Source organism: Pseudomonas hefeiensis (assembly GCF_030687835.1).
In the GTDB taxonomy this organism is placed as follows: Bacteria; Pseudomonadota; Gammaproteobacteria; order Pseudomonadales; family Pseudomonadaceae; genus Aquipseudomonas; species Aquipseudomonas hefeiensis.
The window spans coordinates 625,213-651,600 of the sequence record NZ_CP117449.1 but is presented as its reverse complement, the minus strand read 5'-3'; the positions used below and the strand labels follow the sequence as shown (position 1 = coordinate 651,600).

Sequence of the window (26,388 nt, the reverse complement as noted above, 5' to 3'; positions counted from 1 at the left end):
AAGCCGGACACAGTTGTGGCGAGGAGATTTATCCCCGCTGGGGCGCGAAGCGCCCCCCCTTTTTATTCAACCCCGAATATCAGATGAAAAAAAGAGGGGCTGCTTCGCAGCCCAACGGGGATAAATCCCCTCGCCACAGGTTTGCGCTCGCCAGTCAGGTCACTGCGCAGGCGGCTCCGCCGGTTTCGGCGCGAGATCATCGAACAGGTTCAGACGCTCGCGCACCTCATGGGCCGGAACAGGCTGCTGGTCCGCCGGCAATGCGTTCGGATCAGCCGCCGCACCTGGCATTGCCGGCACTTCACCTGGCGCGCCCTCGCCTTGGGCCGGGTCCGGCGCCGGGTCATCGGTTTGCGAACCTTCAATGGCTTTCTGGGCCTTTTTGGTCAACACCACGATGTCGATACGCCGGTTGACCGGGTTGAACGGGTCTTTGCGGTCGAACAGCGCCGAGGAGGCATAACCGACCACCCGCGCCACCTGCTCGTCCGGATAGCTGCCGGCCACCAAGGCCCGACGCGCCGCGTTGGCACGATTGGCGGAAAGCTCCCAGTTACCGAAATCGCCTTTGCCGATGAAGGGCTTGGCATCGGTATGACCACTGATACTGATCTTGTTCGGCACCGCTTTGATGGTGTCGGCCATGGCCAGCAGAATATCTTCGAAGTATGGTTTCAGGCGCGCGCTGCCAGAGTCGAACATCGGACGGTTCTCGGCGTCCATGATCTGGATGCGCAAGCCGTTGGGCGTGATTTCGAACAGGATCTGGTCCTTGAACTTCTGCAGTTCAGGGTTCTCTTCGACTTTGTTCTGCAACTCTTGCAGCAACAACTCCAGACGCTCGCGCTCAACCTCCTCGGCCATGCCTTCGGCCTGATCGGCGTCCACCTTGACCTTGTCAGGCTGGGGCTGGGACTCGACTTCAGGGTTGAGGGTATTTTCCGGCGCCAGGGTCGGCGAACCGCCGAGGTCGATAATGTAGGGCGTGCCGCTTTCGGAAAAACCCACCGGATCCTTGAAGTAACCGGCAATGGCGATTTTCTGCTCCGGGGTGGCGGTAGATAGCAGCCACAGCACCAGGAAGAACGCCATCATCGCCGTCGCGAAGTCGGCGAAGGCGATTTTCCAGGCGCCCCCGTGATGCCCACCGGCTATGCGCTTGACGCGCTTGATAATGATCGGCTGGTTATTTTCCATCTTAGCGACCGCGAACCGCTTGTTCTAACTCGGCGAAGCTTGGACGGTGCGCCGGGTACAGAACCTTGCGACCGAACTCCACAGCCAGCGATGGCGGCATGCCCGAAGCCGAGGCTACGAGCGAAGCCTTGATGGCTTCGTAGACATTGAGTTCTTCCTTGGCGTCGTGGGCCAGGGAATGGGCCAACGGGCCGAAGAAGCCATACGCGGCGAGAATACCGAAGAAGGTACCTACCAGTGCCGCCCCTACGTGCAGACCGATAGATGCCTGGTCGCCTTCACCCAGGGAGGCCATGGTCACCACGATGCCCAATACCGCCGCAACGATACCGAAACCCGGCATGCCGTCGGCAATGCCGTTGACCGCGTGAGACGGGTGCTCCAGGTCTTCCTTGAGGCTGTACAGTTCCATGTCGAACAGGCCTTCGAGCTCATGGGGAGCCATGTTGCCGGACGACATGATGCGCAGGTAGTCACAGACGAACGCCGTCATGCGATCGTCCTTGAGCACCGTGGGGTACTTGGCGAAGATCGGGCTGGACGCCGCGTCTTCGATATCCCCTTCGATCGCCATCATGCCTTCGCGGCGGCTCTTGTTGAGGATCTCGTAGATCAGCCCCAGCACCTCAAGGTAGAAGGTGTGGCTGAAACGCGAGCCGAACATGCTCAAGGACTTCTTGAGCACGTGCATCGTCATGTAGCCGGGGTTGGCCTGCAAAAATGCGCCAAGGGCCGCACCGCCGATGATCAGAACCTCAAAGGGCTGGACCAGGGCGGCAATCTTGCCATGGGAAAGCACGTATCCGCCCAGAACGCTCGCGAACACGACAATGATGCCGATAATTTTAGCCATAGATAGAAAGTACTTATTTAAGTCGGGTTCAAGGTCATATTCGGAAGCTGAAAAATCTCTTCTTCTACTTATCGGCAAAACTGCGCCAGACTATAGTCAGTTCAGGCGAAAAGCCAATTTGCCCCGTTCCGGGCGTAGATACTCCCTATGATGATCGCGTCCAGCCATGGCTAACGAAACGAAGGTTCCAACTCCACGACCGACCACGCTCGAAGGCTGGGTAAAGCTGCTCGAGGGCGTCCATCTGCCAGTACCCCAGGCCAGTCATGACCTGGTCTGCAAAGCCATTGCCGACAGCAACCGCTCACTGCGTGACATTGCCGAGCTGATCCAGGACAGCCCTGCCCTGGCGCTGAGCGTCATCCGTGAAGCCAACCATCACACCCATGGCAACTTTGCGGAACCGGCAGAAAACCTCGAAGTGGCCATCAACCGCCTCGGCCTCAAGCGCACCGAAGAATTGCTCGCGCGCCTGCCCTCGTTGCCCGAGCAGCAGATACCCATCGCCCTGCGCCAGCTGCAATTGATCAGCCAGCATGCAACGCAACAGGCCAATGGCTTCTTTGCCAGCCGCCTGGCGCGGCTGTGGCAAGACATCCACTGGGGCAGCCTGTTGTTTCTGTCACCGCTCTGGCCGCTGGCCCTGACTCATCCAGGATTGCTGGGAGAGTGGGAGTTGCGGGTTGTCCACAAAGGCCAGTCTGCGAGCAAGGTGGAGCGCGAGTTGTTCGGCGTCGGCCTGCTGAAAATCTGCCTGGCACTGGTGGAGACCTGGCGCCTGCCGATCTGGGTGGCGCAGGGCTACCGCCTGCTGCTCAACGAACGTCGCGAACTGGTGCAAGTGCTGCGTATAGCCCGCGATAGCGAACACCCGCTGCGCCAGCGCAATCGCCTGGACGATGACCCGACCCTGCGGCGCTGGCTCAATCAGCCGGCCAACACAGTGCTGCTGGCCAACGGCCTGGCCCTTTCAGCACAACAGGCGTGGGATGGCCCTCACAGTACCCGCTGGCAATATCTCACTAGTTTGTATCTGCAAATGTCCATGGATGACGTCCAGCAGCAATTGCACCAGCAAGCCGTCAACAGCGCCCGTCATAACACCATGCCAGACCTCTGGCATCCGGCCGTGGCGTTGATCTGGCCCCGGGGCAGCCGGCGCGTCCACCCGGGGCTGCTGCCAGCCGCCCCGCCCAGCGCCGAAGACCTGACCCAGTGGCGCAAGCAATGCGCCGAACTGCTGGTAGAACCGAGCCCGTTCAGCAACGCCATGCATCTGACCACATCGGCACGGGACGCACTGGTGGCATGCGGCATGCGCAGGGTGATGATTCTGATGGCCGACCGCAGCCAGACCAGCCTGCGCGTGCATCAGATCGCCGGCCTGCCCAAAGAAGCGGCGGCCATGAGTTTTTCCATCAGCCAAAGCAAGGTGTTGCAACGGTTGCAGGCCCAACAGGCCCAAGTTCGCCTGAACCCGGACAACAACGCCCAGTTTTCGGCATTGCTGCCGCCGGGACTACGCAGCCTGTTCCGCGGCGAACACCTGCTGCTTCGCTCACTGACCTGCAACGGCCGGGTGATCATGCTGGTGGCGGTGGACCAGGGCGGCGGGCCGTTCTCGGACGTGACGGTGCAGGCCTTCGGCAAAACCGTGCAATGCATCGAACGAGCCCTGCACAGCTTTACCAACCGCGGCCGCTGATCTTGATACAATCCTTTCCCTTTGCGCCTCTGGAGACCTCACATGCCTGACTTCTCTGGCTTGCCGCTGGTGATCGAGCCGAGCGACCTGCTCTCGCGCCTCGACGCCCGCGAACTGATCCTGGTGGACCTGACCAGCGCAGCCCGCTATAGCACCGGGCACATCCCCCGCGCACGTTTTGTCGACCCCAAGCGCACCCAACTGGGCCAGCCCCCGGCGCCGGGCCTGTTGCCGGCAAAGGCCGATCTTGAGGCACTGTTCGGTGAACTCGGGCATAACCCGGACGCGGTCTACGTGGTCTATGACGATGAAGGTGGCGGCTGGGCCGGACGTTTTATCTGGCTGCTGGATGTGATCGGCCATTCGAACTACCACTACCTCGACGGCGGCTTGCTGTCGTGGCTGGACGAAGGCCTGCCGGTCTCCACTGAAGTGCCGGCGCCCGGCGCAGGCCCGGTGAGCCTGACCCTGCACGATGAACCCACCGCCACCCGCGAATACCTGCAAAGCCGCCTCGGTGCCGCTGACCTGGCGATCTGGGACGCACGCGGACCGCTGGAATATTCCGGCGAGAAAGTCGTAGCGGCCAGAGGCGGGCATATTCCCGGCGCGATCAACTTCGAGTGGACCGCCGGCATGGATCAGGCGCGCAACCTGCGCATCCGCAGCGACATGCCGCAGATCCTCGAACAATTGGGCATCACGCCTGATAAAGAAATCATCACCCACTGCCAGACCCACCACCGCTCTGGCTTCACCTATCTGGTGGCCAAGGCGCTCGGTTATCCGCGAGTCAAAGGCTATGCCGGTTCCTGGGGCGAATGGGGCAACCACCCCGACACCCCCATCGAGCTCTGAAGGTTCCTAAGGACAGTTAATGAAAAACCGTTTGTTCATCCTCAGCCAATACCTGCTCCCTCACCACCTGCTGTCTCGCCTGGCCGGCTGCATTGCCGAATGCCGCGTGCGCTGGTTCAAGAATGCCTTCACCCAGTGGTTCGCCAAACGTTATCAGGTGGACATGTCCCAGGCGCTGGTCGAAGACCTCACCGCCTACGAGCATTTCAATGCGTTCTTCACTCGAGCGCTGAAAGAAGGCGCCCGCCCACTGGACCAAACCCCAGGGGCCATCCTCAGCCCCGCCGACGGTTCCGTCAGCCAACTCGGCCCGATTGAGCACGGGCGGGTATTCCAGGCCAAGGGCCACAGCTTCAGTGTGCTGGAACTGCTGGGCGGCGACGCGGCCAACGCAGCGCCGTTCATGGGCGGTGATTTCGCCACCATCTACCTGTCGCCCAAGGATTACCACCGCGTGCACATGCCGCTGGCCGGCACCCTGCGGGAAATGGTCTACATCCCGGGGCGGATTTTCTCGGTGAACCAGACCACCGCCGAGAACGTTCCGGAGCTGTTCGCCCGTAACGAGCGCGTGGCGTGCATTTTCGACACCGAGCGCGGCCCCATGGCCGTGGTGCTGGTGGGCGCGATGATCGTTGCCTCCATCGAAACCGTCTGGGCCGGGCTGGTGACTCCGCCCAAGCGCGAGCTGAAAACCTTCCGCTACGACGAAACCGCCCGCGCGCCGATCCACCTGGAGAAAGGTGCCGAACTGGGCCGCTTCAAACTGGGATCGACCGCCATCGTGCTGTTCGGCCCGGATCAGGTGAAATGGGTTGAAGACCTGGTGGCAGGTTCGCCTGTGCAGATGGGCCAGGGGTTGGCATTGCCAAAAGCCTGATTCACGCCCGCCCTTGGAAGCAGGCCTGTGGGAGCAAGGCTTGGCCGCGATGAACGATAACGCAGCCTGAAAAAGACTGCGGCGCCTGCATCGCGAGCAAGCTTTGCTCCCGCAGCACATCCAGCGCGGCGCGCTTCCCTGTCAACTGCTAGAGTTGGAAACATCCCTTCATTTCCCGCCGGAGCCCATCCACGGCATGAATGAGACCAGCCCTCTCCAGTTAACGCGCGTTCTGACACCGACACAGTCACGCCTGTCGTTCTGCGATGCCACGCCGCGCGAACTCAAGCGCTGGATCGCCAACCTGCCCAAGGCCAATATCGGCGAAACCGCACGTCTGTTGTACCAGGCCATCGGCGAACTCAACCAGTTGCTCACGCCCAGCGATAATCGCCTGCAACTGCTCGAATTGCTGCGACCCGAGGTGTATTACGTCTGCAAACACCTGGAGCGGCATTTTCTGCAACAGGCCATCGTCCTGGATGAGCGCTCGCGCAAGATCGTCAACCTGTGCCAGGCCCTGCAAACTCAATTGGCCATGGGTTATAAACAGATCGTCGCGCGTATCTCGCCGAAATACACCAAGGACCGCGCCCGCCTGCTGAGCACCGCGCTGCAGCGCGCGATGCATGCCCTGGACGGCGCGCTGCTGCGTGTCAGCCAGTTGTATAGCCCGGTACCTGAAGGACTGTGGCTTGATTTGCATCAGCTATATCGAGTCGCCTGCCACCATCGGCTGCAACACCTCAGCGTCAGCGATGAACTGGCCAGCCAGGTTCACCAGTTGAGTGCCGAGCAAACCTACGTGGTCGCCCTGCTGCTGGGCGCCTCACGCAGTAATCAACTGCGCCAGGGCCAGATTGCGCGGCTCGTCGAGGTGCTGGAATCCTGGAGTCAAAGGGTCACACTGGACCCCACGGTCACCGCCATGAGTCTGTTCGCCGTTGCACCGCAACTGGATGTCGGGCCGCGCTATCGCTCCAAGTTCAGAGCCGAGCAACAACCAAGCCTGCTGGGCTTCGATCCACAGCCACTGGTGCGTGCCATTGCCACTCATCTGGAACAACCTGACGATCACACCCTGCCAGTGCCTGGTGCAATGAGCGCCGACACCTTGCATCACCTGCAAGCCGCCTGGGGCGAAGCGGTCGAGCGCAGCTTCCAGCGCACAGAGGGCAATGGCACGCTGACGCTCTGCGTGGGCATGAGCGCTTTGCACTATTACCTAGGCGGCGAGCGCTCTTTCAGCGAAATCCTGAAGGACACTGCAACGCGCAAGGCCCGGTTCGAAGCATCACCGAGCAAGACCAACGACGCCTGGAGCCAGGCCTTCGACGCCGCTCCGGCCGGGGACAGTGATCTGTTGCCCTATGAAGAAATCGAGTATCCGGTCAATCCGGCCGATGACGACGGTGCCAGCTCCGACAACCGGCATCACTTTGCGACGTACGACCTGCCCATCATCAACCACAGCCCAGGAGGTTACTGCCTCGGCTGGCCGAAAGAGGTACCCGAGCAACTGCAGGCCGGGGAAATGGTCGGCATTCGCGACACTAACGATCAAGCCTGGAGCATCGCCGTAGTGCGCTGGATCAGACAGGTGCGCAATGGTGCCATGCAAATGGGTATCGAGCTGGTCGCGCCCCATGCCCAGCCTTGCGGGCTGCAACTGGTACGAGAGAAGGATGAGCAGAATCACTACCTGCGAGGACTGTTGCTGCCCGAGATCAGCGCCATTGACCTGCCACCCACCATGATCGCGCCCCGCCTGCCTTTCCAGGAAGGTCAGCAAGTGCTGATCAATACTAACGGCCAGGAACGCCGCGCCAGCCTGGACCGACGGGTGACCAGCACGCACAGCTTCAACCAGTTTGCTTATCGCCAGGAGGATTCAGGGACCACCGTAGATGGCCACGACAATGAAGGGAATTTTGATTCGTTGTGGAAGTCGCTTTAGACCGCCAACACATAACCCTTTGTGAAGAGAGAGCTCTGTGTGGGAGCAAAGCTTGCTCGCGATGCAGGCACCGCGGCTTTTTTATAGGCCGCGTTGTCGTTTATCGCAGGCAAGCCTTGCTCCCACAGATGAATTCCCTTGCCACAGGAGATTGAGTCAAAGCTGCCCGTCGCGATCCCTGAAGCCGAGCAGATACAACACCCCATCCAACCCCAGGGTGGAGATCGCCTGCCGGGCCGACTGCTTGACCAGCGGTTTAGCCCGGAACGCCACGCCCAGACCGGCGATCGCCAGCATTGGCAGGTCGTTGGCACCGTCGCCCACGGCGATGGTCTGCTCCAGGCGCAGGCCTTCCTTCTCGACCAGTTCGCGCAATAGATCGGCCTTGCGCTGGGCATCAACGATCGGTTCGACCGCCACGCCAGTGACCTTACCATCCACTACTTCCAGTTCATTGGCGAACACGTAGTCGATGCCGAGTTTGGCCTGCAATTGCTTGGCGAAGTAAGTGAAACCACCGGACAGGATCGCGGTTTTGTAGCCCAAACGCTTGAGTTCGGCGAACAGGGTTTCGGCGCCTTCGGTCAGGCGCAGCGAAGCGCCAATGGAGTCCAGCACGCTGACGTCCAGCCCCTTGAGCAGCGCCAGGCGCTCCTTGAAGCTGGCGCGAAAATCCAACTCACCAGCCATGGCTCGCTCAGTGATGGCCGACACCTTATCGCCCACGCCGGCGGCCTTGGCCAGCTCATCAATGACCTCGGCTTCGATCAACGTCGAATCCATGTCGAACACGGCCAGACGGCGGTTACGCCGAAACAGTGAGTCTTCCTGGAACGCGATGTCGACGTTCAGCTCCTGGGCCACGCTGAGGAATTCGGCACGCAGCGCCTGGGGATCGGCCGGCTCGCCGCGTACGGAGAACTCGATGCAGCCCTTGCCCTGGTCATCCGGCGTATCCAGCGGCATGCGCCCGGACAACCGGTCGATGTGGTCGATGTTCAGGTCGTATTTGGCAGTGATCGAACTGACTCTCTGCAATTGCTCGGCGGTGACCTTGCGGGTCAACAGGGTCACGATGTGGCGTGTCTTGCCCTGGCCGCTCACCCAATGTTGGTAATCAGCTTCGGACACCGGGGTGAAACGCACCTGTTGGTCGAGCTTGTAGGCGGTGAACAGGATGTCCTTGAGCACCGACTTGCTCTGTTCGGCGTCGGGGATTTCAACCAGGATGCCGAACGACAATGTGTCGTGAATCACCGCCTGACCAATGTCGAGAATGTTCACACCACCCTGGGCCAGAACGCCGGTAATGGCCGCAGTCAGACCCGGACGGTCACTGCCAGTGATGTTTATCAGGACGATTTCGCGCAAGGCGCACCCCCGCAGGTGGAAAAAAACCGCATTCTACCCACTTTCAGTGACCATCGGGCACCGTCGGTGCTTTGCCGGTCATGGGGCTGTCGCTATACTGCGCGTCAATTTCACGGACAAAGAGCCGAGCTCAGTGAACCGGCCCACGCCAGTCAAAACCGACAATTTCTTTCTGCTGATCTTCCGTGCACTGCGCCACCGTCGCGTGCCGATTGCATTACGCATTGCCAGCCATAACGTGATCCTGGTCGCCCTGGCCCTGGTGATCTATGCCTGCGTGATGGGCCTGCAGTTCAAGCAGGCAATGCACGAGCAGGCTGATGCCCTGGGCGAGAGCCTGACCACGCAGACCGCCACCTCCGCCACCGAGCTGCTGGTGTCCAACGACATCCTCAGCCTCAACGTGCTGCTCAACAACCTCACCAAAAACAAACTGGTGGCACACGCCGCCATCTATAGCGTGGACAACCGCATCCTCGCCGAAGCCGGTCAACGCCCCAAGCCGGGCCTGCTGGGCGAATCCGGCGGTATGTACCAAAGCAAGATCACCTTCCAGGACGTGACCGCCGGGCAACTGCGCATCAGCCTGGACATGGACCAGTTCCAGCAACCGATGACCATCAGCCTGCAAAGCATGGGCATCCTCAGCGCGATATTGCTGGCGCTGGCACTGGCACTGAGCCTGCGCCTGGGACGACACATTTCTACGCCGCTGCTGCAATTGCGTGTCTGGTTGCGGGACATCGACGAACACACCCCAGCCACCCAGCGCCAAGACGAAATAGGCGATCTGGCCCGGCAACTGCACGCCAGCTTCGCGCCGGAACCTGAGCCCGTGCCAGAGCCTGAAGACATCGACTACATTGATGACGACGAAGCCGAACCCGGTTTCGAAGTGCGTAACCTGCGTGACCCGGACTTCGACGAAAGCCAACCGGTCCCCGTTTCCAAACCCGCTCTACGCCGCGTGGTACGCACGGTGGAGGACGATGAAGACGACGATGCTTTCGCCGATCTGCGTGACGACTCAATCGCCGATGAGCCGCAATCGGTCGCCAGACCCGTCGCCTCGGACCTGCCACAACACAGCGCCGTACTGGCCGTGCAACTGGGCGCCCAGGACCAACTGCGCCGCCTGCCCCAGGCGCGCCTGAAGGAACTGCTTGAGCGCTACCGCGACTGCCTGGACCAGGCCGCATCGCTTTATCAGGGCCAACTGCACACCCTGAACGATGGCAGCACGCTGATGCTGTTCCACACCGAAGACAGCGGGGATGACTACCTTACCAATGCCATTTGCTGCGGCGAGTTGCTCCGAGCCCTCGGCCACCAGTTGCAGATCGAAGTCGCCGACAGCGGCATCACCCTGCAATTGCAATTAGGCCTGACCTTGGGCGACGGGTTGTTCGGCCTGAGCCAGATCGACCTGTTGCTGACCGAAACCGCCCAGGACGCCCTCGCCCTGTCGCAGCACAGCCGCAACCTGCTGCTGGTGGAGCGCAAGATCAACGACGACGCCCTGATCCGCCAGCGCGCCCGCATCCGCCCGATCGCCAGCCCGGAAGGCGCATGCTGCGTCGAGAGGCTGATGGAGCCTTACCCGTCGATGCTGGAGCGACAACTGGCGCGGATGCATGAGCGCCAGGCCTGAGCCTCAGCACTTGAAATAGCGAAGCCCGCAGATGAGTGATTGTCTGCGGGCTTTTTTATTGCCGTCACTGGCCTCTTCGCGAGCAAGCCCGCTCCCACAGTGAACCTCCATTGGCTACGAGATCTGCGCCCAATTGAAGATCGAGTGTGGGAGCGGGCTTGCTCGCGAAAGGGCCAGCACAGACACCACAGATTCCTAATGGCAGAAACAACAAAGCCCGCATCAACGCGGGCTTTGTTTTGCATCCAGTTCAACCATCAGAACCTGAACACTTCCATGTCCGTACGGATCGGCAAGGCCATAGGAATCTTGTCCTTTTCCTTCTCGACCTTCTTGGTCGCAGCAGGAGCGGATTTGCGAGGCACATCTGCGACAGCAGGCTGGTTGGCCAAAGGCTTGAGCGCCGTGGACAGTTGTTCGGCCAGGCGCTGCAGCAGCACGCCCTGAGCCTGGACCTGCGCAGCGGTACCGCCGGCATGTTGCTCTTGCAGATGAACGATACGGTTCTCGCGAACCTTACCGCGACGGTCAATCAGCCGCCATTGGGCATCCAGCACTGCCGGTTGCGATTCGCCCGAATCCAGGCGGGTAATCGACAACAACACCTGGACATCCGGGGTAAAGCCCTGGGTGGCCGGCGCCAGTACCACGCGCTGGCTGTCCAGGTGCCCGGCGACCTGACGCAGCAGCAACTGGTCGATGTCCGAGGACAGGCTACCGGCCCAACGACCATCGGTGGCGGCCTGCAGGCTGCCGTCCGGTTGGCGTTGCAATAGGGTTTCGCGTTGCAGGTAATCGGCAATCAATACCGGGCCCAGCAATACCGCCATGCCTGCACTTTGCGCAGGCTGGGCCGGATTTCCGCTGTCGAGTTGATACAGCGATACTGGCTGATTGACGCTGCAACCCGCCAGGCCAAGCAGGCCGGCGAGCCACAAAATAGGAAGGCGCAGAGCAGTCATCGTCCCGTCCAGGTGGCGGCCACAAGGCTTACCACAGTGAAAAAATACTCGGTCAATATGAAGAACGCTCGGCCACGCCGGCGCTTGAAAGGGCCTATCATCCGTGAATATGCGCTCCGACTCCAGCGCGAAAGCGTCGATCTGCGGCTTTTAATCGCAGACCGAGCGCTCTAGCACGCTTAATTGAGGTTTTCGACGAGCAGTGCATCGACCCGCTGAAACCCTCTCGGAAGCTTGTTGCCCCGCCGACCGCGTTCACCTTTGTAGTGTTCAAGATCGTCCGCCTTCAACGAAAGCGTACGCTTTCCAGCCTGCAGCACAAGCGTGGCGCCTTCCGGTAACACTGCAATATCCGTGACATATTCCTCACGACTTGCCACCCGTTCGCCGGAAATACCGATGATCTTGTTGCCCTTACCTTTACCCAACTGCGGCAAGTCACTGATTTTGAAGACCAGCAACCGACCTTCGGTCGTCACCGAAGCCAGCCAGTTGTTCTCGCGATCGGATACAGGTCGCGGTGCTATAACCTTGGCGTTGTTTGGCAGGCTCAACAACGCCTTGCCCGCCTTGTTCTTGGCTTGCAGGTCCTCACCCTTGACGACAAACCCGTAGCCGGCGTCCGACGCAATAACGTACAGCCCGTCATCATCAGGCATCAGCACGCATTCAAAAGTTGCACCCGGTGGTGGAGTTAATCGACCGGTCAGTGGCTCGCCTTGGCCGCGAGCCGATGGCAGGGTATGCGCCGGCACCGAATAACTGCGCCCGGTGGAATCGACGAACACCGCAAATTGGTTGGAACGCCCGGCCGCCAGAGCCTTGAAACCATCCCCAGCCTTGTAGGAAAGCCCCGTCGCGTCAATATCATGACCTTTGGCGGAGCGCACCCAACCTTTTTCTGACAGCACGACAGTCACTTTCTCGTTCGGCAACAGATCATGTTCGCTCAGCGCCTTGGCTTCGGCGCGCTCGACGATGGGCGAACGACGGTCGTCGCCGTAGGTTTCAGCATCCTTGAGCAGCTCGGTGCGCACCAGTTTCTTGAGCTTGGCTTCGCTGCCCAGCAAAGCTTGCAGCTTGGCCTGCTCCTTGAGCAATTCATCCTGCTCGGCCCGCAGCTTCATTTCTTCCAGCCGCGCCAGTTGCCGCAGGCGGGTATCGAGGATGTAGTCGGCCTGGATTTCGCTCAAGGCGAAACGCGCGATCAGGCTGGCCTTGGGGTGCTCCTCGGTGCGGATGATGTGGATCACTTCATCCAGATTGAGGTAGGCAATCAGCAAACCGTCCAACAGGTGCAGGCGACGCTCGACCTTGTCCAGGCGAAATTGCAAGCGCCGACGCACGGTCCTTACGCGAAACTCCAGCCATTCCACCAGCAGTGCCCGCAGGTTTTTCAGCTGCGGCTTGCCGTCCAGGCCGATGATGTTGATGTTGACCCGGTAGCTGGACTCAAGATCGGTACTGGCGAACAGGTGCTGCATCAGCGCGTCATGATCAACCCGGTTGTTGACCGGAATGATCACGATCCGGCAGGGGTTCTCGTGGTCGGACTCATCGCGAAGGTCAGCGACTTGTGGTGCTTTCGACGGCTTTGCCTGCATCATCGCGGCAATTTGTTCCAACACCTTCGCCCCGGAAACCTGATGTGGCAACGCGGTGACGATGATATCGCCGTCTTCGATGTGGTACACCGCGCGCATGCGCACCGAACCGCGACCGGTTTCGTAGATCTTCAGCAGGTCGGCGCGCGGGGTGATGATTTCCGCTTCGGTCGGGTAGTCCGGGCCCTGAATGTGTTCGCAGAGCTGCTCCACCGTAGCTTTGGGCTCGTCCAGCAGGCGCACGCACGCGGTGGCCACTTCCCGCAGGTTGTGGGGCGGCACGTCGGTGGCCATGCCGACGGCGATGCCGGTGGTGCCATTGAGCAGGATGTTCGGCAAACGTGCCGGCAATACCAAGGGTTCATCAAGGGTGCCGTCGAAGTTCGGTCCCCAGTCCGCGGTGCCCTGGCCCAACTCGCTGAGCAGCACTTCGGAATAACGCGACAACCGCGCCTCGGTGTAACGCATGGCGGCGAAAGACTTGGGATCGTCTGGCGCACCCCAGTTACCCTGACCGTCCACCAAGGTGTAGCGGTAGCTGAACGGCTGGGCCATCAACACCATGGCTTCGTAGCAGGCCGAGTCGCCGTGGGGGTGGAACTTGCCGAGCACGTCACCGACGGTACGCGCCGACTTCTTGTGCTTGGAATCGGCGTCCAGCCCCAGTTCACTCATGGCGTAGATGATCCGCCGCTGAACCGGTTTAAGGCCATCGCCGATGTGCGGCAGGGCGCGGTCCATGATCACGTACATGGAGTAGTTGAGGTAGGCACTTTCGGTGAAGTCAGCCAGCGACCGGCGCTCTACGCCGTCTAAGCTGTCTGCAAGAATGTCGCTCATGCGGGCCTCATCAGTTCGTTGTCTGGCGCAGCAACATGGTGCCGCCGCGCTGGGTAAATTCAAGTTTATTCAGGGCGCTCATGCCCAGCAGCACTTGCGTGCCGCCCAGGCCTGGCGCCACCAGGGCACGAACATCGCGCAACACGATGTCACCCAATTGCAGCCGGTCGATACGGGTGCGATAACCCTCACTCAAACCGTTGGCGGTGCTCAACGTCACACCGAAACCTTTTTCCAGCTTGAGGCGCGCGGCCAGCTCCTGCGGGATCGCCACGTCCGTGGCGCCGGTGTCGAGCATGAAGTCCACCGGCTGGCCGTTGATCTGACCGCTGGCGACAAAATGCCCCTGTTTATTGCTGACCAGCTTCACCTCGATAAAACCTTCACCCTTTTGCGAGTACACCTCGGTATTGGGATTCTGCGCACGCTGCTCCCACTGGGCAAAAAACCGCGTTGCCAGAAACAGTGCCGCGCACCAGGCCAGTATCATCAGCACCCGGCCAGCGCGCTTGCCTGGCGGCTGCGGACTCATGGCTTGGCACTCCAGCCACCGTCCGGCGCGGCAAAGCGCCAGATGATCGGCCGCTGTTCGCCGTCGGCCCGTGCGCCGTCGTTGTTATCCAGGCCAATCCAGGCGCCCTCGGCATCCACCACCAACGCTTCGGCCAGGCCATAGTCCTGTGGATAACGTCGGTTCTCCTGCAACGCTTCGTCGGCGAACGACCAGCAACGCTCTACCTGAGCGCTTTGCGCGTCACGCCGGCAGATCTGATAAGCGTTGCGCTCCAGAGTAAACAGCTTGCCGTCGAACAGTGACAGATCCGCGAAGTCCCGTGATACCGCCTGGGCATTGAGGAACTGCGCCGGCTGCATCTGCTTCCCCGCTTCACTCAGTAACACGCAGTTGCCATCACAGTTCCATACCGCTTGCTGACGCTTGATCAGCAACACGCCGCGACGCTCACGCTCAGCCGCCAGCCATAGCTGATCGCCGGCAGGATTGATCGCCAAGCCTTCAAACAAAGCGTTGAAATGCAGCAACATGCCGCTGGCCCGCGCCTGACGAATCATCGCCGGTGCGATTTTCAACCAGGACGCGGCGCCCGTCGGCGGCACCTGCAACACCGCCGCATGGGATTCACTGACCACGTAGCGATTGCCGGCGCTGTCACAGCTGATGCCTTCGAAATCCAGCTCGCCGCCGCGCAGGTACGACGCCGCCCAGGTCCGCGATCTCAAACCCCACGGCAAACCGCTGTCCGGCACCGGCGGCACCTGGATTTCAACGGCTTCTGCCTGCCAGACCGGCGCATCAGAGGACTTGAGGCGGTAGATCCGATCATCATCGCGATCCGACACCGTCCACATTGCGCCGCCGCACACGGCCAGCCCGGACAAGTTACCGCCACGCAAATCCTCGACGGCATGCTCGGACAGCAACTTCAATTGCGGTGCAGGATCTGCGACCACCGCCCCCGCCCCCGCCCACAGCAACAACGCCAGGGCGAAACCGTTGCGCATCAGGCCAGCACCTCGGCCAGGTCCCCTTTGGATTCGAGCCAGGACTTGCGATCGCCGGCGCGCTTCTTCGCCAGCAGCATGTCCATCATCTCCGAAGTCGCTTCGAAATCATCCAGGGTCAACTGCACCAGACGGCGCGTGTTGGGGTCCATGGTGGTTTCACGCAGTTGCGGCGGGTTCATCTCGCCAAGGCCTTTGAATCGAGTGACCTGCGGTTTGCCGCGTTTCTTTTCGGCCACCAAACGATCAAGAATGCCATCGCGCTCGGCCTCATCCAGGGCGTAGTAGATCTCTTTGCCCAGGTCGATACGGTACAGCGGTGGCATCGCGACGTAGACGTGACCGGCGTCCACCAGCGGACGGAAATGCTGGACGAACAAGGCGCACAACAATGTGGCGATGTGCAGACCGTCGGAGTCGGCGTCGGCGAGGATGCAGATCTTGCCGTAACGCAGCTGGCTCATGTCCGCGGCGCCCGGGTCGACACCGATGGCCACGGCAATGTTATGCACTTCCTGGCTGGCCAGCACTTCGCTGCCGTCCACTTCCCAGGTATTGAGGATCTTGCCGCGCAACGGCAGGATCGCCTGGAACTCTTTATCCCGCGCCTGCTTGGCCGAACCGCCGGCGGAATCACCTTCGACCAGGAACAGCTCGGAACGCATCGGGTCCTGCCCGGCACAGTCAGCAAGCTTGCCGGGCAACGCCGGCCCCTGGGTGATGCGCTTGCGCTCGACCTTCTTGCTGGCCTTGAGGCGACGCCCGGCGTTGTTGATCGCCAGCTCCGCCAGGGCCAGGCCGGTCTCCGGGTTGGCGTTGAGCCACAGGCTGAACGCATCCTTGACCACCCCGGAAACAAACGCCGCCGCTTCGCGGGACGACAGACGCTCCTTGGTCTGGCCGGAGAACTGCGGTTCCTGCATTTTCATCGACAGCACAAAGGCGATGCGCTCCCAGACGTCTTCCGGCGCCAGCTTCACGCCACGGGGCAACAGGTTGCGGAACTCGCAGAACTCGCGCATGGCGTCGAGCAAACCCTGGCGCAAACCATTGACGTGGGTGCCGCCCTGAGCGGTGGGGATCAGGTTGACGTAGCTTTCCTGGACGCTTTCGCCACCTTCGGGCAGCCACAACAGCGCCCAGTCCACCGCTTCCTTGTTACCGGCCAGACTGCCGCAGAACGGCTCATCAGGCAGGCGTTCGAAACCGTTGACCGCGTCCACCAGGTAAGAACGCAGGCCGTCTTCGTAATGCCACTCGACTTTCTCGCCGGTGGCCTTGTCCTCGAAGCTGACCAGCAGCCCCGGGCACAACACGGCCTTGGCCTTGAGCACATGCTTGAGGCGGCTGACGGAAAACTTCGGTGAATCGAAATACTTCGGGTCCGGGGCGAAATACACGCTGGTCCCGGTGTTGCGCTTGCCGACGGTGCCGACCACTTCCAGTTCGGTGGCCTTATAGCCGTCGGCGAAGGTCATCTGGTACTCGTTGCCGTCACGCTTGACCCGCACGCGGACCAGGGTCGACAAGGCGTTGACCACGGAAATACCCACCCCATGCAGACCGCCGGAGAACTGGTAGTTCTTGTTGGAAAACTTGCCGCCCGCGTGGAGCTTGGTGAGGATCAGCTCGACGCCCGACACGCCTTCTTCAGCGTGAATATCCACCGGCATACCGCGGCCGTCGTCGCTGACTTCCAGCGAGTGGTCGGCGTGCAGGATCACCTGCACCGAACAGGCGTGCCCGGCCAAGGCTTCGTCGACGCTGTTGTCGATGACTTCCTGGGCAAGGTGGTTCGGCCGACTGGTGTCGGTGTACATGCCGGGGCGCTTGCGCACCGGGTCGAGGCCCGAGAGGACTTCGATGGCGTCTGCGTTATAAGAGCTAGCGCTGGGAGTGGCCATGGGGTCTCGTCGTCAGTGTTCAATGAAAAAGGGGCGATGGCTCACAGCGACGTGAAGTCGATCGCCTGGTACAAATCGGCGCCAATGCCGGCAAAACTCAACAGCGCCGGCAACTGCTGTGCAAACCCTTGGAAACTGTGGTCACCGCCGGCCTGGATGCGCAAGGCACAGGCACGGTAATACTGCTGGGCGTGGCGATAATCCAGCGTTTCGTCACCGGTTTGCAACCATACCTGATACCGCTGCGGATCCTGGGGCGCCGGCACTTCCAGCTCGGCCAGGGCCGTGACGTGGTCGTGGGTCAACTCCCAGGTTTCATCGGTGTACAAATTCTTCTGCGTGCCCAGGTAACCGTCGAACATCCGATGCGGGCTGACCGCAGGGTTGACCAGCAGGGCCTTGAGCCCGTGGCGCTCGGCCAAGTGAGTCGCATAGTAGCCGCCGAGCGAGCTGCCGACCAGCAGTGGGCGGCCCAGTTGTGCAATCGCCTGTTCCAGCTGACCGATGGCCTGGCGCGGGTGGTGATGTAAGGCTGGCACCAGCAGTTGGTCACTCAGGCCAAGGCGTGCCATCACGTCGATCAACTGACTGGCCTTGGTCGACGCCGGGGCGCTGTTGAAGCCATGGATATAAAGGATCGAACCCGACATTGCCGAATCCCTGGGTGTTGGGCAAAGGGCGGAGTTTACAGGGAGATTGCGGTGATTGGGGGGGATTTGCCCGTGTTGTCGCCTCCTATGACCCGTCGATCAATGCACCTGTGGGAGCAAAGCTTGCTCACGAGGCGGCCTTATAGCCGACCTGTTTCTCCCGGTTGTACTTCGATCAAACTGTGGGAGCGAGCCTGCTCGCGATGGCGGCCTTACAGCCGGCCAGGATGTTGTTGACCGGGTACATATCCATTGCTGCGGTAACGGCCACTTAGGGTTCCGCCCTGACGGCGGGTCACTTTCGAAAATCCGGAAGCCGGCCCAGGCGAAAGTAACCAAAGCGCTCATGCCCCACCACTTGGTGCCTCGCCTAGGCTCGGCATGCCCGAACGAAGGCATTGCTCCGTGGGCCCGCCGCGAAGGGCCATCCATGGCCCAGCGCGGCTATCCCGGCATCCATGCCGGGATGCCCACTCCACAATGCCTGCGTTCGGCCAGCGTGGTTAACGGGGCGCCGAGATCAACGTCCTCCGCGAGGCGGCCTTATAGCCGGCCTGGTTTTAGTGGGATCGCGTTTATCCTGTGGGAGCCCGCTTGCTAGCCAAAGCGGTGAGTCAAGTTGTGTCAGTGCTGAATGTTACGCCGCCTTCTGAGCGAGTCTGCTCACATATTGGAATACCCCCCAGAGAAACAGGTCGGCTATAAGCCCAATGCTGTTCATTTAAGAAAGTAGATGAAGCTGTGGCGAGGGGATTTATCCCCGTCGGGCAGCGCAGCAGCCCCAAAAGCTTGAATGCGATTCACCTGTCACCCCGCAACGGCTGGGGAATAAATCCCCTCGCCACAAGATGTCCAGCTTTATTTCGGATCAACAACATCCAGCGCCCGATTCGCCAACAACTCACTCAGCTCGATCATCTGCTGGATGCCGAAAGCAAAATGCCGGCGCGGGCCATCCAAGTCGAAGGCCAAGTGGTTGAGCATGGCGCTGGCTGAGGCGAGGGTTTCGCTGAGATTGGCCAACAGCGTTTCGCTGTCGAGAACTTCCACGACGGTGAACAGTTGGTCTGCCGCTGGTTTCTTTTTGGGTTGAGGTTTGGGGTCGAGATAAAAGTCGAGGGCGCGCTTGGCGGCTTCATCGAGTTTTTTGGTGTTCTGGCTGGCTTCGGGAGAGATGGAATCGTTTTTTGTTGGCCCAGAGTTATCTTCAGACATGTTGGCGCTCCACTAGGATTGAAATAACGCCCTTTTTCTTTCGGATTTCCAGGCCCGGCCACTGAATTTGCAGCGACGGGAGAAGGTTAGCGACAGCCCTTCCCACCCGGCAACCGCCAGAAATCGTCGGAAAAATCTGCTTGCGTCAGGACGCTTGTCCGACCATTCCCACAACCCTGGTCGGCTGTCAGGCCGCCATCGCGAGCAGGCTCGCTCCCACACTGGTTTCGGTCGTTTATAAGATCAGTGTCCACCGCCAATCTTGTGGGAGCAAAGCTTGCTCGCGATAGCGGTGGGTCTGCTTGCATCAATGCCGAATGTACCGCCGCCTTCGCGAGCAAGCCCGCTCCCACAATTGGATGGGAGTACACCCGCAAGAGCCAGGCCGGCTATAAGGCCGCCTCGCGAGCAAGCTTGGCTCCCACAGGTCCCGCTCAAACAGGTCTGACAGGTGTACGCCAGGGAGAAGCAGGTCGGCTATAAGGCCGCCTCGCGAGCAAGCTGTGCTCCCACAGGTCCTGCTCAAACAGGTCTGACGGGTGTACGCCAGGGAGAAACAGGCCGGCTATAAGGCCGCCTCGTCTTCAATACCCGTTGGAACCATAGTCAGGGGTAAACGCAAACCCAACCACCCGCTCAACCCCCGTCTCCAACCGCCCATCCGGCAAAAGCCGCAACCACCGATACCCCGGCGCCTGCGTGCCCACCGCAAAATCCTCACTCCCAGGCTCAAACTGAATACAGGTCGAAGGCGAAGCCAACAAACGAACCCCCTCGCGCACCTGATCAATCTCCTGATGCACATGCCCCCACAGAACAGCACGCACCTGAGGAAACCGATCCAGCACCGCAAACAACGCCTCAGGATTACGCAACCCAATCGGCTCCATCCACGCACACCCAATCGAAACAGGATGATGATGCAGGCACACCAAATGATGCCGCTGCGGCGCCTCACTCAAGGCATTGGCCAACAGTATCAATTGCTCCTCGGCCAAAAAACCCGGCACCGACCCGGGCACGGCGGAGTCGAGCATCGTCACGCGCCAGTTGCCAATATCCACCACCGGATCAAGCAACGCGCTCTTGACCGCCGCCTTGACCATCACTTGCGGCTCGTCATGATTGCCCGGAATCCAACGCGCCGGCGCGTCGATGCGCGCACTCAGTTGCCGAAACGCCTCATAGGACTGCTGCGTCCCGTCCTGGGACAAATCCCCAGTGGCAAGCATCAGGTCAATGTTTGGCTGCTGTCTGAGCACCAGATCAATAACCGCCTGCAGGCTGTCGCGGGTGTTCATGCCCAGCAACGAGGCATCGGCCTCGGCAAACAGGTGACTGTCGGACAGTTGGACCAGCAGCGCCGCATCGGCGGTGGTCAAGGTGGGTACGCTCGGCAAATCGCTCTCTCCCAGGCGCAGTCACGCCATTGGATGAAGCGGCAATTATGCTGGTGATGATCGAAAGGGGAAACCCGCGAACCGGAACCGGTTCACAACCAGCGCCCAGTATTTGACTGGTAACTACCGAACGACCTCGAATTCGTGACCCAGCGCCAGGCAATGACTCAGCCATTCACCCAAGAACAGATTCAACTGGGCCTTTTCATCCGGCTGGTGCATTGACGCATTGGGATAAGGATAGATACCGCGAAAGCGTCGCGCATGTTCGGCGCTCACGACTTCGGCCATGCGCGCATCGTGATAGACCTGCACTTCCAGCTGCGGCACCGGCAGCCACGGCAGGCTGTGTTCCTGGCGCACTTGCAAGGTGGTGGTGTACGGACAGGTTTGCAGCACTTCAAGGGCCAGCACGCCGAGCATCTGGTCGCCATGGGTCACGGCGATGCGCCGGGGCGCAGGGTCGTTGCGCATGTCCGGCAACAAGCGCATCAGGCGGGCGTAGTTGGCCTCGCAGGCGGCCTGCAACCCGACCAGATCGACGCGATAACGGTCGCGCAGCTTGCTTAAGACCATAGCCCCCTCACTTCATCGCGATTCAAGGCCAGCCATTGCAAGGCAATGATGCTGGCCGCGTTGCAGATCTGCCCGTCGCGCACTGCTTGCAAGGCATCTTCGAAAGCCCAGACCTTCACACGAATGTCTTCGGCCTCTTCCACAAGCCCATGCAGGCCACCGGCCCCCGCACTGTCGCAACGCCCCAGGTAAAGATGCACGAATTCATTGCTGCCGCCCGGCGATGGAAAATATTGGGTCATCGGCCAGAGCGCAGCGAAGACAAGCCCAGCTTCCTCCTGCGCTTCGCGATGAGCAACCTCTTCCGGTTGCTCGTCCTTGTCGATCAGGCCGGCCACCAGTTCCACCAGCCAGGGGTTGCTCGTCTTGCCAATGGCGCCGACGCGAAACTGCTCGATCAACACCACCTCATCGCGTTGCGGATCGTAGGGCAGCACACACACCGCGTCATGACGCACGAACAGTTCACGGCTGATTTCACGGCTCATGCCACCGGCAAACAACTCGTGGCGCAGGTGGACGCGATCGAGTTTGTAGAAACCCTGAAAGCAGTTTTCACGCTTGACGATGTCCACGGCGCTCGGTGTGGCATTGGCGAAATCGGTCATGACAGTCCTCGTTTGCAGCGGATCGATGCGAGGTTCCAGCCTCGGCTTCGCGCCATCCTAACGCGCCCGTACCGTTTGATGCAGCCCCTTTCCAGTCATCGGGATAGACGGCTATCCTCAAAGCCACTCTAATGAGCTTAGTGGCGAACTGATTGCCCTGCCGACAGTCGAAGCGGGTAACTTTTCGCCTTTCCCTGTTTCATGAAGGACGCCCATGTCGCTTTTCAAAACCCTTTGCGTGGCTGCTATTGCCCTGACCCTGGGCGCTTGCCAAAGCCTGTTCCAACCCAACTACCGCGCTCCGCTGGAAACCACCCGCGATGCCTCGGAACAACTGCAACCAGGATGCGCCAGCGCCGACTGCCCATTGGTGAACATCGACACCCTGCGCTTTCCCGCCGAGCCGGCCCTTGACGGCATTATCGAAAAGCGCCTGCTGCAATTGACCCGAACGACTCCCGACGCCCCAGTGGCGCCAACGCTGGCCGCCTACCGCGAGCAGTTTTTGCGCAGCGCAGCGCCGCGCAACAGCAGTTACCTGCAAGCCAAGGTACGGGAGCAGCATGACGGCTTGGTGATCATCGAATTGTCCAGTTACCTGGACACTGGCGGGGCGCACGGTACGCCGGGGCGCGGTTTCATCAACTATTCGCGCCAGCAGCACAAGGTATTGACGCTGTCGGACATGCTGCTGCCGGGACAGGAAGAGGCGTTCTGGAAAGCCGCGCAGGTCGCCCACAACAGCTGGCTGATCAGCACCAAACTGGATCAGGAACCGGAGTTCGTGAAGCAGTGGCCGTTCCAGAAAACCCCGAACGTGGCGCTGACCTACGGCGGCGTGATCCTCAAGTACCAAGTGAGCACCATCGCGCCATACGCCCTGGGCCACATCGAACTGAAGATCGCTTACCCGCGCCTCAACGGCATCCTCAAGCCCGAGCTGTTTCCCGGCCGTAGTTGAAAGCCCGGCCCAGTATCAGTTGCAGCAACCCTGCCAGGATCAGCGACGGCAGGGTTGCGCCGATGTCCGGGTAGAAGTTGGCCAGCAGATGATAGGTGCTCACCCCGCCCAGCCAGGCTAACAATGCCGGCCAGCACAACGCCGCTGACACGACCCGGCTGCCGCGCTTGCGCAGGATGAAGTGGTCCACCAGCACCACACCGAACAGCGGTGCGAACACCGAGCCGATCAGCAACAGGAAATTCTGATACTGCGCCAACGGCGCGAAGCAGGCGATCAAGGTGCAGATGACGCCAATCGCCAAGGCCAGGTGCTCGACTTTCAACCCCGTCAGCATCCCGCTGGACACCGCCGCCGAGTGAATGTCGGCAAAGGCATTTTCCGATTCATCCAGCAAAATCAGCAACAGCGGGATGCCCAATCCGGCACCGGCCAGGGCCAACAGCAGCGCGTTGACTTCACCGCTCGGCGCGAACGCCAGGGTGTAGGCCACGCCCAGGCTCATCAGCCAGAAATTACCGATGAAGAACCCCAGCGCGGTGCCGCCGAAGACATTTTTTGCGCGTTTGCCGAAGCGTGAGTAGTCGGCAATCAGCGGCAACCAGGACAGCGGCATGGCTATCGCAATGTCGAAACCGACGGCAAACGGCATCGAACCATCTCCCGCCCGTGCCCACAACGCCGCCAGATCAGCCTTGGCGAACAGGTTCCAGGTCAGCCAGACGCACGCCGCCAACAGCAGCCAGATGCCCCACTTGCGCAGAACCTTACGCACGAACGTCAGCGGCCCGCTCACCGCCAGCAGGGTTGCCAGTGCGCCGAAAAACAACGTCCACAGCAGTGGGTTCGACCCCAAGCTGCCCTCGCTGAAGGCCCGGGCGCCGAGCAGGCTGGCGGCGTCACGCATGACGATGATTTCGAATGAGCCCCAACCGATCAACTGCAGCAGGTTCAACACCGCCGGCACGCTCGCGCCCTTGCCACCGAGGCTGAGCTTGAGCGCAGCCATGGCCGACAGGCCGGTGTCGCTGCCGATCACCCCGACGGCCGCCAGCAGCAGGACGCCCACCAGCGTGCCGAGGAAAATCGCCAGCAACGAACCGCTCAAGCCCAGGCCGGGCGCGAGCAAGGCGCCCACCTGCAAGACCATCAGGCCGATGCCGAGGGAGAACCACAGGGAAAACAGATCGCGGGCGCCGAAGACGCGCTTGTCCAGGGGGACGGCGGTGTCGGGGGAATAGGTGCTGGGTTGGATGTTCAAAGTTGTTATCTCAGAAGGATATTTGTTGTTCTGATGATCGCCTTCGCGAGCAAGCCCGCTCCCACAATGGACCTGCTGTGAACACAAAAGCTGCGTTCACCAGCGATCTACTGTGGGAGCGGGCTTGCTCGCGAAGGCGGCAGTGAGATCACCGCCGCCTTCGGCTCACATCACACTTTCTTGTAAAGCTGACTACCTTCCTTCTTGAACCGCTCAGCCTGCTCCGCCAAGCCCTGGGCGACGTCCACATCCACCGCTTCAATGCGCTGGTTGGCTGCGTATTCGCGCACTTCCTGGGTGATCTTCATCGAGCAGAACTTCGGCCCGCACATCGAGCAGAAATGCGCGACCTTGGCCGAGTCCTTGGGCAGGGTTTCGTCGTGGTACGAGCGGGCGGTGTCCGGGTCCAGGCCAAGGTTGAACTGGTCTTCCCAGCGAAACTCGAAACGCGCCTTGCTCAACGCGTTGTCGCGGATCTGCGCGCCCGGATGCCCTTTGGCAAGGTCGGCCGCGTGGGCGGCGATCTTGTAGGTAATGATCCCGGTCTTCACGTCATCCTTGTTCGGCAGCCCCAAGTGTTCTTTCGGGGTTACGTAGCAGAGCATGGCGCAACCGAACCAGCCGATCATCGCCGCGCCGATACCGGAGGTGATGTGGTCGTAGCCCGGCGCAATGTCGGTGGTCAGCGGGCCGAGGGTATAGAACGGCGCCTCGTCGCAGCACTCGAGCTGCTTGTCCATGTTCTCCTTGATCAACTGCATCGGCACGTGGCCCGGGCCTTCGATCATGCATTGCACGTCATGCTTCCAGGCAATCTTGGTCAACTCACCGAGGGTTTCCAGCTCACCGAACTGCGCTTCGTCGTTGGCGTCGGCAATCGAGCCCGGACGCAGGCCATCACCCAGCGAGAAGCTGACGTCGTAGGCCTTCATGATTTCGCAGATGTCTTCGAAGTGGGTGTAGAGGAAGTTCTCTTTGTGGTGCGCCAGGCACCACTTGGCCATGATCGAACCACCACGGCTGACGATGCCGGTGACGCGCTTGGCGGTCAGCGGTACATAGCGCAACAGCACACCGGCATGAATGGTGAAGTAGTCGACGCCCTGCTCGGCCTGTTCGATCAGCGTGTCGCGAAACAGCTCCCAGGTCAGATCTTCGGCCGCGCCACCGACTTTCTCAAGGGCCTGATAAATCGGCACGGTGCCGATCGGAACTGGCGAGTTGCGGATGATCCACTCGCGGGTTTCGTGGATGTGCTTGCCAGTGGACAGGTCCATGACCGTGTCCGAACCCCAGCGAATGCCCCAGGTCAGCTTGGCCACTTCTTCTTCGATGGACGAGCCCAGTGCGCTGTTGCCGATGTTGCCGTTGATCTTCACCAGGAAGTTACGGCCGATGATCATCGGTTCCAGTTCGGTGTGGTTGATGTTGGCCGGGATGATCGCGCGACCCCGAGCGATTTCGTCACGCACAAATTCCGGGGTGATGACTTTCGGCACACTGGCACCGAAGCTGTGGCCGGCGTGTTGCTGGTCCAGCAGGCCGGCGGCGCGGGCCACTTCCAGCTTCATGTTTTCGCGGATGGCGACGTATTCCATCTCGGCGGTGATGATGCCTTTGCGCGCATAGTGCATCTGGCTGACGTTGGCGCCGGACTTGGCGCGACGCGGATTGTTCACATGGGCAAAGCGCAGTTTGGTCAGCTCGGGATCGGCCAGGCGTTCCTGGCCGAAGTTGGAGCTCAGTCCCGCCAGGCGCTCGGTGTCGCCACGGGCTTCGATCCACGTTGAGCGCACATCGGCCAGGCCTTTGCGCACGTCGATGATCACGTTCGGGTCGGTGTAGGGACCCGAGGTGTCGTACACCACCACTGGCGCATTGATTTCGCCGCCAAAGTCGGTGGGGGTCACGTCGAGGCTGATTTCGCGCATGGGCACGCGAATATCCGGGCGGCTGCCCTGGACATAGATTTTTTGCGAGCGGGTAAAGGGCTGAACCGATTGCTCATCGACCTTGGCCGAATCACTGAGGTTGGTCGCGTTTTTTGATTTTGTCGTCATCACGGGCTCTCCAGACACACATCCAGGCGGTGGATTTTTGTCGGAGCGAACCTGTAACGAATGGACGCACCCTTACACGACTGTGCGGATGCTGTGCTTGCTGCTCGAGGATGCTCGAAGATCGAAAGTCGATTGTCGAACAACATCCCGGACGAAGCACAAGAGGACTCGCCGGGTGACGAGAAATCTTGTTCCCTACGCAGGCGCTAACCTGATCAGGTTCAACGGGATCCGAAATTATTCGATCTCAGCCTCATAGCAAGGCACCCCGACAAGAACCCGGCCAGTCTAGACACAACCACCGCAGAACGCCATCGCGACGGCAAAAGGCGTGATGAATGGCGCATATACAGG

General features: G+C 60.8%; 21 protein-coding genes and 1 riboswitch. Of the genes, 6 read left to right on the top strand and 15 right to left on the bottom strand.

Annotated elements, in window-relative coordinates:
- Positions 1-159: 159 nt before the first annotated feature.
- Positions 160-1,197 carry a flagellar motor protein MotB gene (gene motB, locus PSH57_RS02755; protein WP_305387692.1) on the bottom strand — a complete coding sequence of 346 codons (1,038 nt, stop codon included), beginning with the start codon at positions 1,195-1,197 and terminating at the stop codon, positions 160-162.
- Between the two features lies 1 nt (position 1,198).
- Complete coding sequence (gene motA, locus PSH57_RS02750) at positions 1,199-2,050, bottom strand: flagellar motor stator protein MotA (RefSeq protein WP_305387690.1); 852 nt, start codon at positions 2,048-2,050, stop codon at positions 1,199-1,201.
- 166 nt (positions 2,051-2,216) lie between these two features.
- On the opposite strand from motA, the gene PSH57_RS02745 reads away from it, so the two are divergent.
- The 4 genes from PSH57_RS02745 (at position 2,217) to PSH57_RS02730 (ending at position 7,450) form a co-directional block, all read left to right on the top strand.
- Complete coding sequence (locus PSH57_RS02745; RefSeq protein ID WP_305387689.1) at positions 2,217-3,755, top strand: HDOD domain-containing protein; 1,539 nt, start codon at positions 2,217-2,219, stop codon at positions 3,753-3,755.
- Between the two features lie 42 nt (positions 3,756-3,797).
- Positions 3,798-4,613 (top strand): thiosulfate sulfurtransferase, encoded by an 816-nt coding sequence (gene rhdA / locus PSH57_RS02740; RefSeq protein WP_305387688.1) that lies wholly within the window; start codon positions 3,798-3,800, stop codon positions 4,611-4,613.
- Between the two features lie 19 nt (positions 4,614-4,632).
- Positions 4,633-5,493, top strand: a complete 861-nt coding sequence (gene asd / locus PSH57_RS02735; protein WP_305387686.1) for an archaetidylserine decarboxylase — start codon at positions 4,633-4,635, stop codon at positions 5,491-5,493.
- Positions 5,494-5,689: 196 nt separating this feature from the next.
- Positions 5,690-7,450 carry a molecular chaperone gene (locus tag PSH57_RS02730; RefSeq protein ID WP_305387684.1) on the top strand — a complete coding sequence of 587 codons (1,761 nt, stop codon included), beginning with the start codon at positions 5,690-5,692 and terminating at the stop codon, positions 7,448-7,450.
- 156 nt (positions 7,451-7,606) lie between these two features.
- Here PSH57_RS02730 and serB read toward each other — a convergent pair whose 3' ends face one another.
- Positions 7,607-8,821, bottom strand: a complete 1,215-nt coding sequence (serB, locus tag PSH57_RS02725; RefSeq protein ID WP_305416336.1) for a phosphoserine phosphatase SerB — start codon at positions 8,819-8,821, stop codon at positions 7,607-7,609.
- Positions 8,822-8,954: 133 nt separating this feature from the next.
- Here serB and PSH57_RS02720 point away from each other — a divergent pair, with 133 nt between their 5' ends.
- A complete protein-coding gene (locus tag PSH57_RS02720) occupies positions 8,955-10,472 on the top strand; it encodes an AhpA/YtjB family protein (RefSeq protein WP_305387682.1) in 1,518 nt (505 codons plus the stop codon).
- 257 nt (positions 10,473-10,729) lie between these two features.
- Here the strand turns inward: PSH57_RS02720 and PSH57_RS02715 are convergent, their stop codons facing one another.
- The 10 genes from PSH57_RS02715 to PSH57_RS02670 form a co-directional block, all read right to left on the bottom strand.
- Positions 10,730-11,434 (bottom strand): PqiC family protein, encoded by a 705-nt coding sequence (locus PSH57_RS02715; protein ID WP_305387680.1) that lies wholly within the window; start codon positions 11,432-11,434, stop codon positions 10,730-10,732.
- Positions 11,435-11,613: 179 nt separating this feature from the next.
- Positions 11,614-13,878: a DNA topoisomerase IV subunit A gene (gene parC / locus PSH57_RS02710; protein WP_305387678.1), complete on the bottom strand. Its 2,265-nt coding sequence runs from the start codon at positions 13,876-13,878 to the stop codon at positions 11,614-11,616.
- A gap of 10 nt (positions 13,879-13,888) precedes the next feature.
- Positions 13,889-14,410, bottom strand: coding sequence for a retropepsin-like aspartic protease family protein (locus PSH57_RS02705; protein WP_256229289.1), 522 nt, complete (start codon positions 14,408-14,410; stop codon positions 13,889-13,891).
- Positions 14,407-15,399: an esterase-like activity of phytase family protein gene (locus PSH57_RS02700; RefSeq protein ID WP_305387676.1), complete on the bottom strand. Its 993-nt coding sequence runs from the start codon at positions 15,397-15,399 to the stop codon at positions 14,407-14,409. Before PSH57_RS02700 ends, PSH57_RS02705 begins: the two co-directional genes overlap by 4 nt.
- A complete protein-coding gene (gene parE / locus PSH57_RS02695) occupies positions 15,399-17,303 on the bottom strand; it encodes a DNA topoisomerase IV subunit B (protein ID WP_305387674.1) in 1,905 nt (634 codons plus the stop codon). The genes PSH57_RS02700 and parE overlap by 1 nt, the downstream gene beginning before the upstream one ends.
- 41 nt (positions 17,304-17,344) lie before the next feature.
- On the bottom strand, positions 17,345-17,953 hold the full coding sequence (locus PSH57_RS02690; protein ID WP_305387673.1) for a YqiA/YcfP family alpha/beta fold hydrolase: 609 nt from the start codon (positions 17,951-17,953) through the stop codon (positions 17,345-17,347).
- Between the two features lie 858 nt (positions 17,954-18,811).
- Positions 18,812-19,168 (bottom strand): DUF6124 family protein, encoded by a 357-nt coding sequence (locus PSH57_RS02685; RefSeq protein ID WP_305387672.1) that lies wholly within the window; start codon positions 19,166-19,168, stop codon positions 18,812-18,814.
- 584 nt (positions 19,169-19,752) lie between these two features.
- On the bottom strand, positions 19,753-20,568 hold the full coding sequence (cpdA, locus tag PSH57_RS02680) for a 3',5'-cyclic-AMP phosphodiesterase (protein WP_305387670.1): 816 nt from the start codon (positions 20,566-20,568) through the stop codon (positions 19,753-19,755).
- Positions 20,569-20,691: 123 nt separating this feature from the next.
- Entirely contained in the window at positions 20,692-21,144 is a 453-nt protein-coding gene (locus PSH57_RS02675) for a DUF1249 domain-containing protein (protein WP_024781420.1), read from the bottom strand.
- Positions 21,135-21,752, bottom strand: a complete 618-nt coding sequence (locus PSH57_RS02670; RefSeq protein WP_305387667.1) for an NUDIX domain-containing protein — start codon at positions 21,750-21,752, stop codon at positions 21,135-21,137. The genes PSH57_RS02675 and PSH57_RS02670 overlap by 10 nt, the downstream gene beginning before the upstream one ends.
- 214 nt (positions 21,753-21,966) lie before the next feature.
- Here PSH57_RS02670 and PSH57_RS02665 point away from each other — a divergent pair, with 214 nt between their 5' ends.
- Positions 21,967-22,713 (top strand): DUF3298 domain-containing protein, encoded by a 747-nt coding sequence (locus PSH57_RS02665; RefSeq protein ID WP_305387665.1) that lies wholly within the window; start codon positions 21,967-21,969, stop codon positions 22,711-22,713.
- On the opposite strand, the gene cytX is transcribed toward PSH57_RS02665, so the two are convergent.
- Positions 22,682-23,974: a putative hydroxymethylpyrimidine transporter CytX gene (gene cytX / locus PSH57_RS02660; protein ID WP_305387663.1), complete on the bottom strand. Its 1,293-nt coding sequence runs from the start codon at positions 23,972-23,974 to the stop codon at positions 22,682-22,684. The two genes, PSH57_RS02665 and cytX, sit on opposite strands and share 32 nt — an antisense overlap.
- A 170-nt stretch (positions 23,975-24,144) precedes the next feature.
- On the bottom strand, positions 24,145-26,034 hold the full coding sequence (thiC, locus tag PSH57_RS02655) for a phosphomethylpyrimidine synthase ThiC (protein ID WP_305387661.1): 1,890 nt from the start codon (positions 26,032-26,034) through the stop codon (positions 24,145-24,147).
- Between the two features lie 175 nt (positions 26,035-26,209).
- Positions 26,210-26,315, bottom strand: a riboswitch (TPP riboswitch).
- Positions 26,316-26,388: the final 73 nt, after the last annotated feature.

Coding starts and splice junctions, on each gene's coding strand:
- motB (WP_305387692.1), bottom strand. CDS start 1,197: ATGGAAAATAACCAGCCGATCATTATCAAGCGCGTCAAGCGCATAGCC.
- motA (WP_305387690.1), bottom strand. CDS start 2,050: ATGGCTAAAATTATCGGCATCATTGTCGTGTTCGCGAGCGTTCTGGGC.
- PSH57_RS02745 (WP_305387689.1), top strand. CDS start 2,217: ATGGCTAACGAAACGAAGGTTCCAACTCCACGACCGACCACGCTCGAA.
- rhdA (WP_305387688.1), top strand. CDS start 3,798: ATGCCTGACTTCTCTGGCTTGCCGCTGGTGATCGAGCCGAGCGACCTG.
- asd (WP_305387686.1), top strand. CDS start 4,633: ATGAAAAACCGTTTGTTCATCCTCAGCCAATACCTGCTCCCTCACCAC.
- PSH57_RS02730 (WP_305387684.1), top strand. CDS start 5,690: ATGAATGAGACCAGCCCTCTCCAGTTAACGCGCGTTCTGACACCGACA.
- PSH57_RS02715 (WP_305387680.1), bottom strand. CDS start 11,434: ATGACTGCTCTGCGCCTTCCTATTTTGTGGCTCGCCGGCCTGCTTGGC.
- parC (WP_305387678.1), bottom strand. CDS start 13,878: ATGAGCGACATTCTTGCAGACAGCTTAGACGGCGTAGAGCGCCGGTCG.
- PSH57_RS02705 (WP_256229289.1), bottom strand. CDS start 14,410: ATGAGTCCGCAGCCGCCAGGCAAGCGCGCTGGCCGGGTGCTGATGATA.
- PSH57_RS02700 (WP_305387676.1), bottom strand. CDS start 15,399: ATGCGCAACGGTTTCGCCCTGGCGTTGTTGCTGTGGGCGGGGGCGGGG.
- parE (WP_305387674.1), bottom strand. CDS start 17,303: ATGGCCACTCCCAGCGCTAGCTCTTATAACGCAGACGCCATCGAAGTC.
- PSH57_RS02690 (WP_305387673.1), bottom strand. CDS start 17,953: ATGTCGGGTTCGATCCTTTATATCCATGGCTTCAACAGCGCCCCGGCG.
- PSH57_RS02685 (WP_305387672.1), bottom strand. CDS start 19,168: ATGTCTGAAGATAACTCTGGGCCAACAAAAAACGATTCCATCTCTCCC.
- PSH57_RS02675 (WP_024781420.1), bottom strand. CDS start 21,144: ATGGTCTTAAGCAAGCTGCGCGACCGTTATCGCGTCGATCTGGTCGGG.
- PSH57_RS02670 (WP_305387667.1), bottom strand. CDS start 21,752: ATGACCGATTTCGCCAATGCCACACCGAGCGCCGTGGACATCGTCAAG.
- PSH57_RS02665 (WP_305387665.1), top strand. CDS start 21,967: ATGTCGCTTTTCAAAACCCTTTGCGTGGCTGCTATTGCCCTGACCCTG.
- thiC (WP_305387661.1), bottom strand. CDS start 26,034: ATGACGACAAAATCAAAAAACGCGACCAACCTCAGTGATTCGGCCAAG.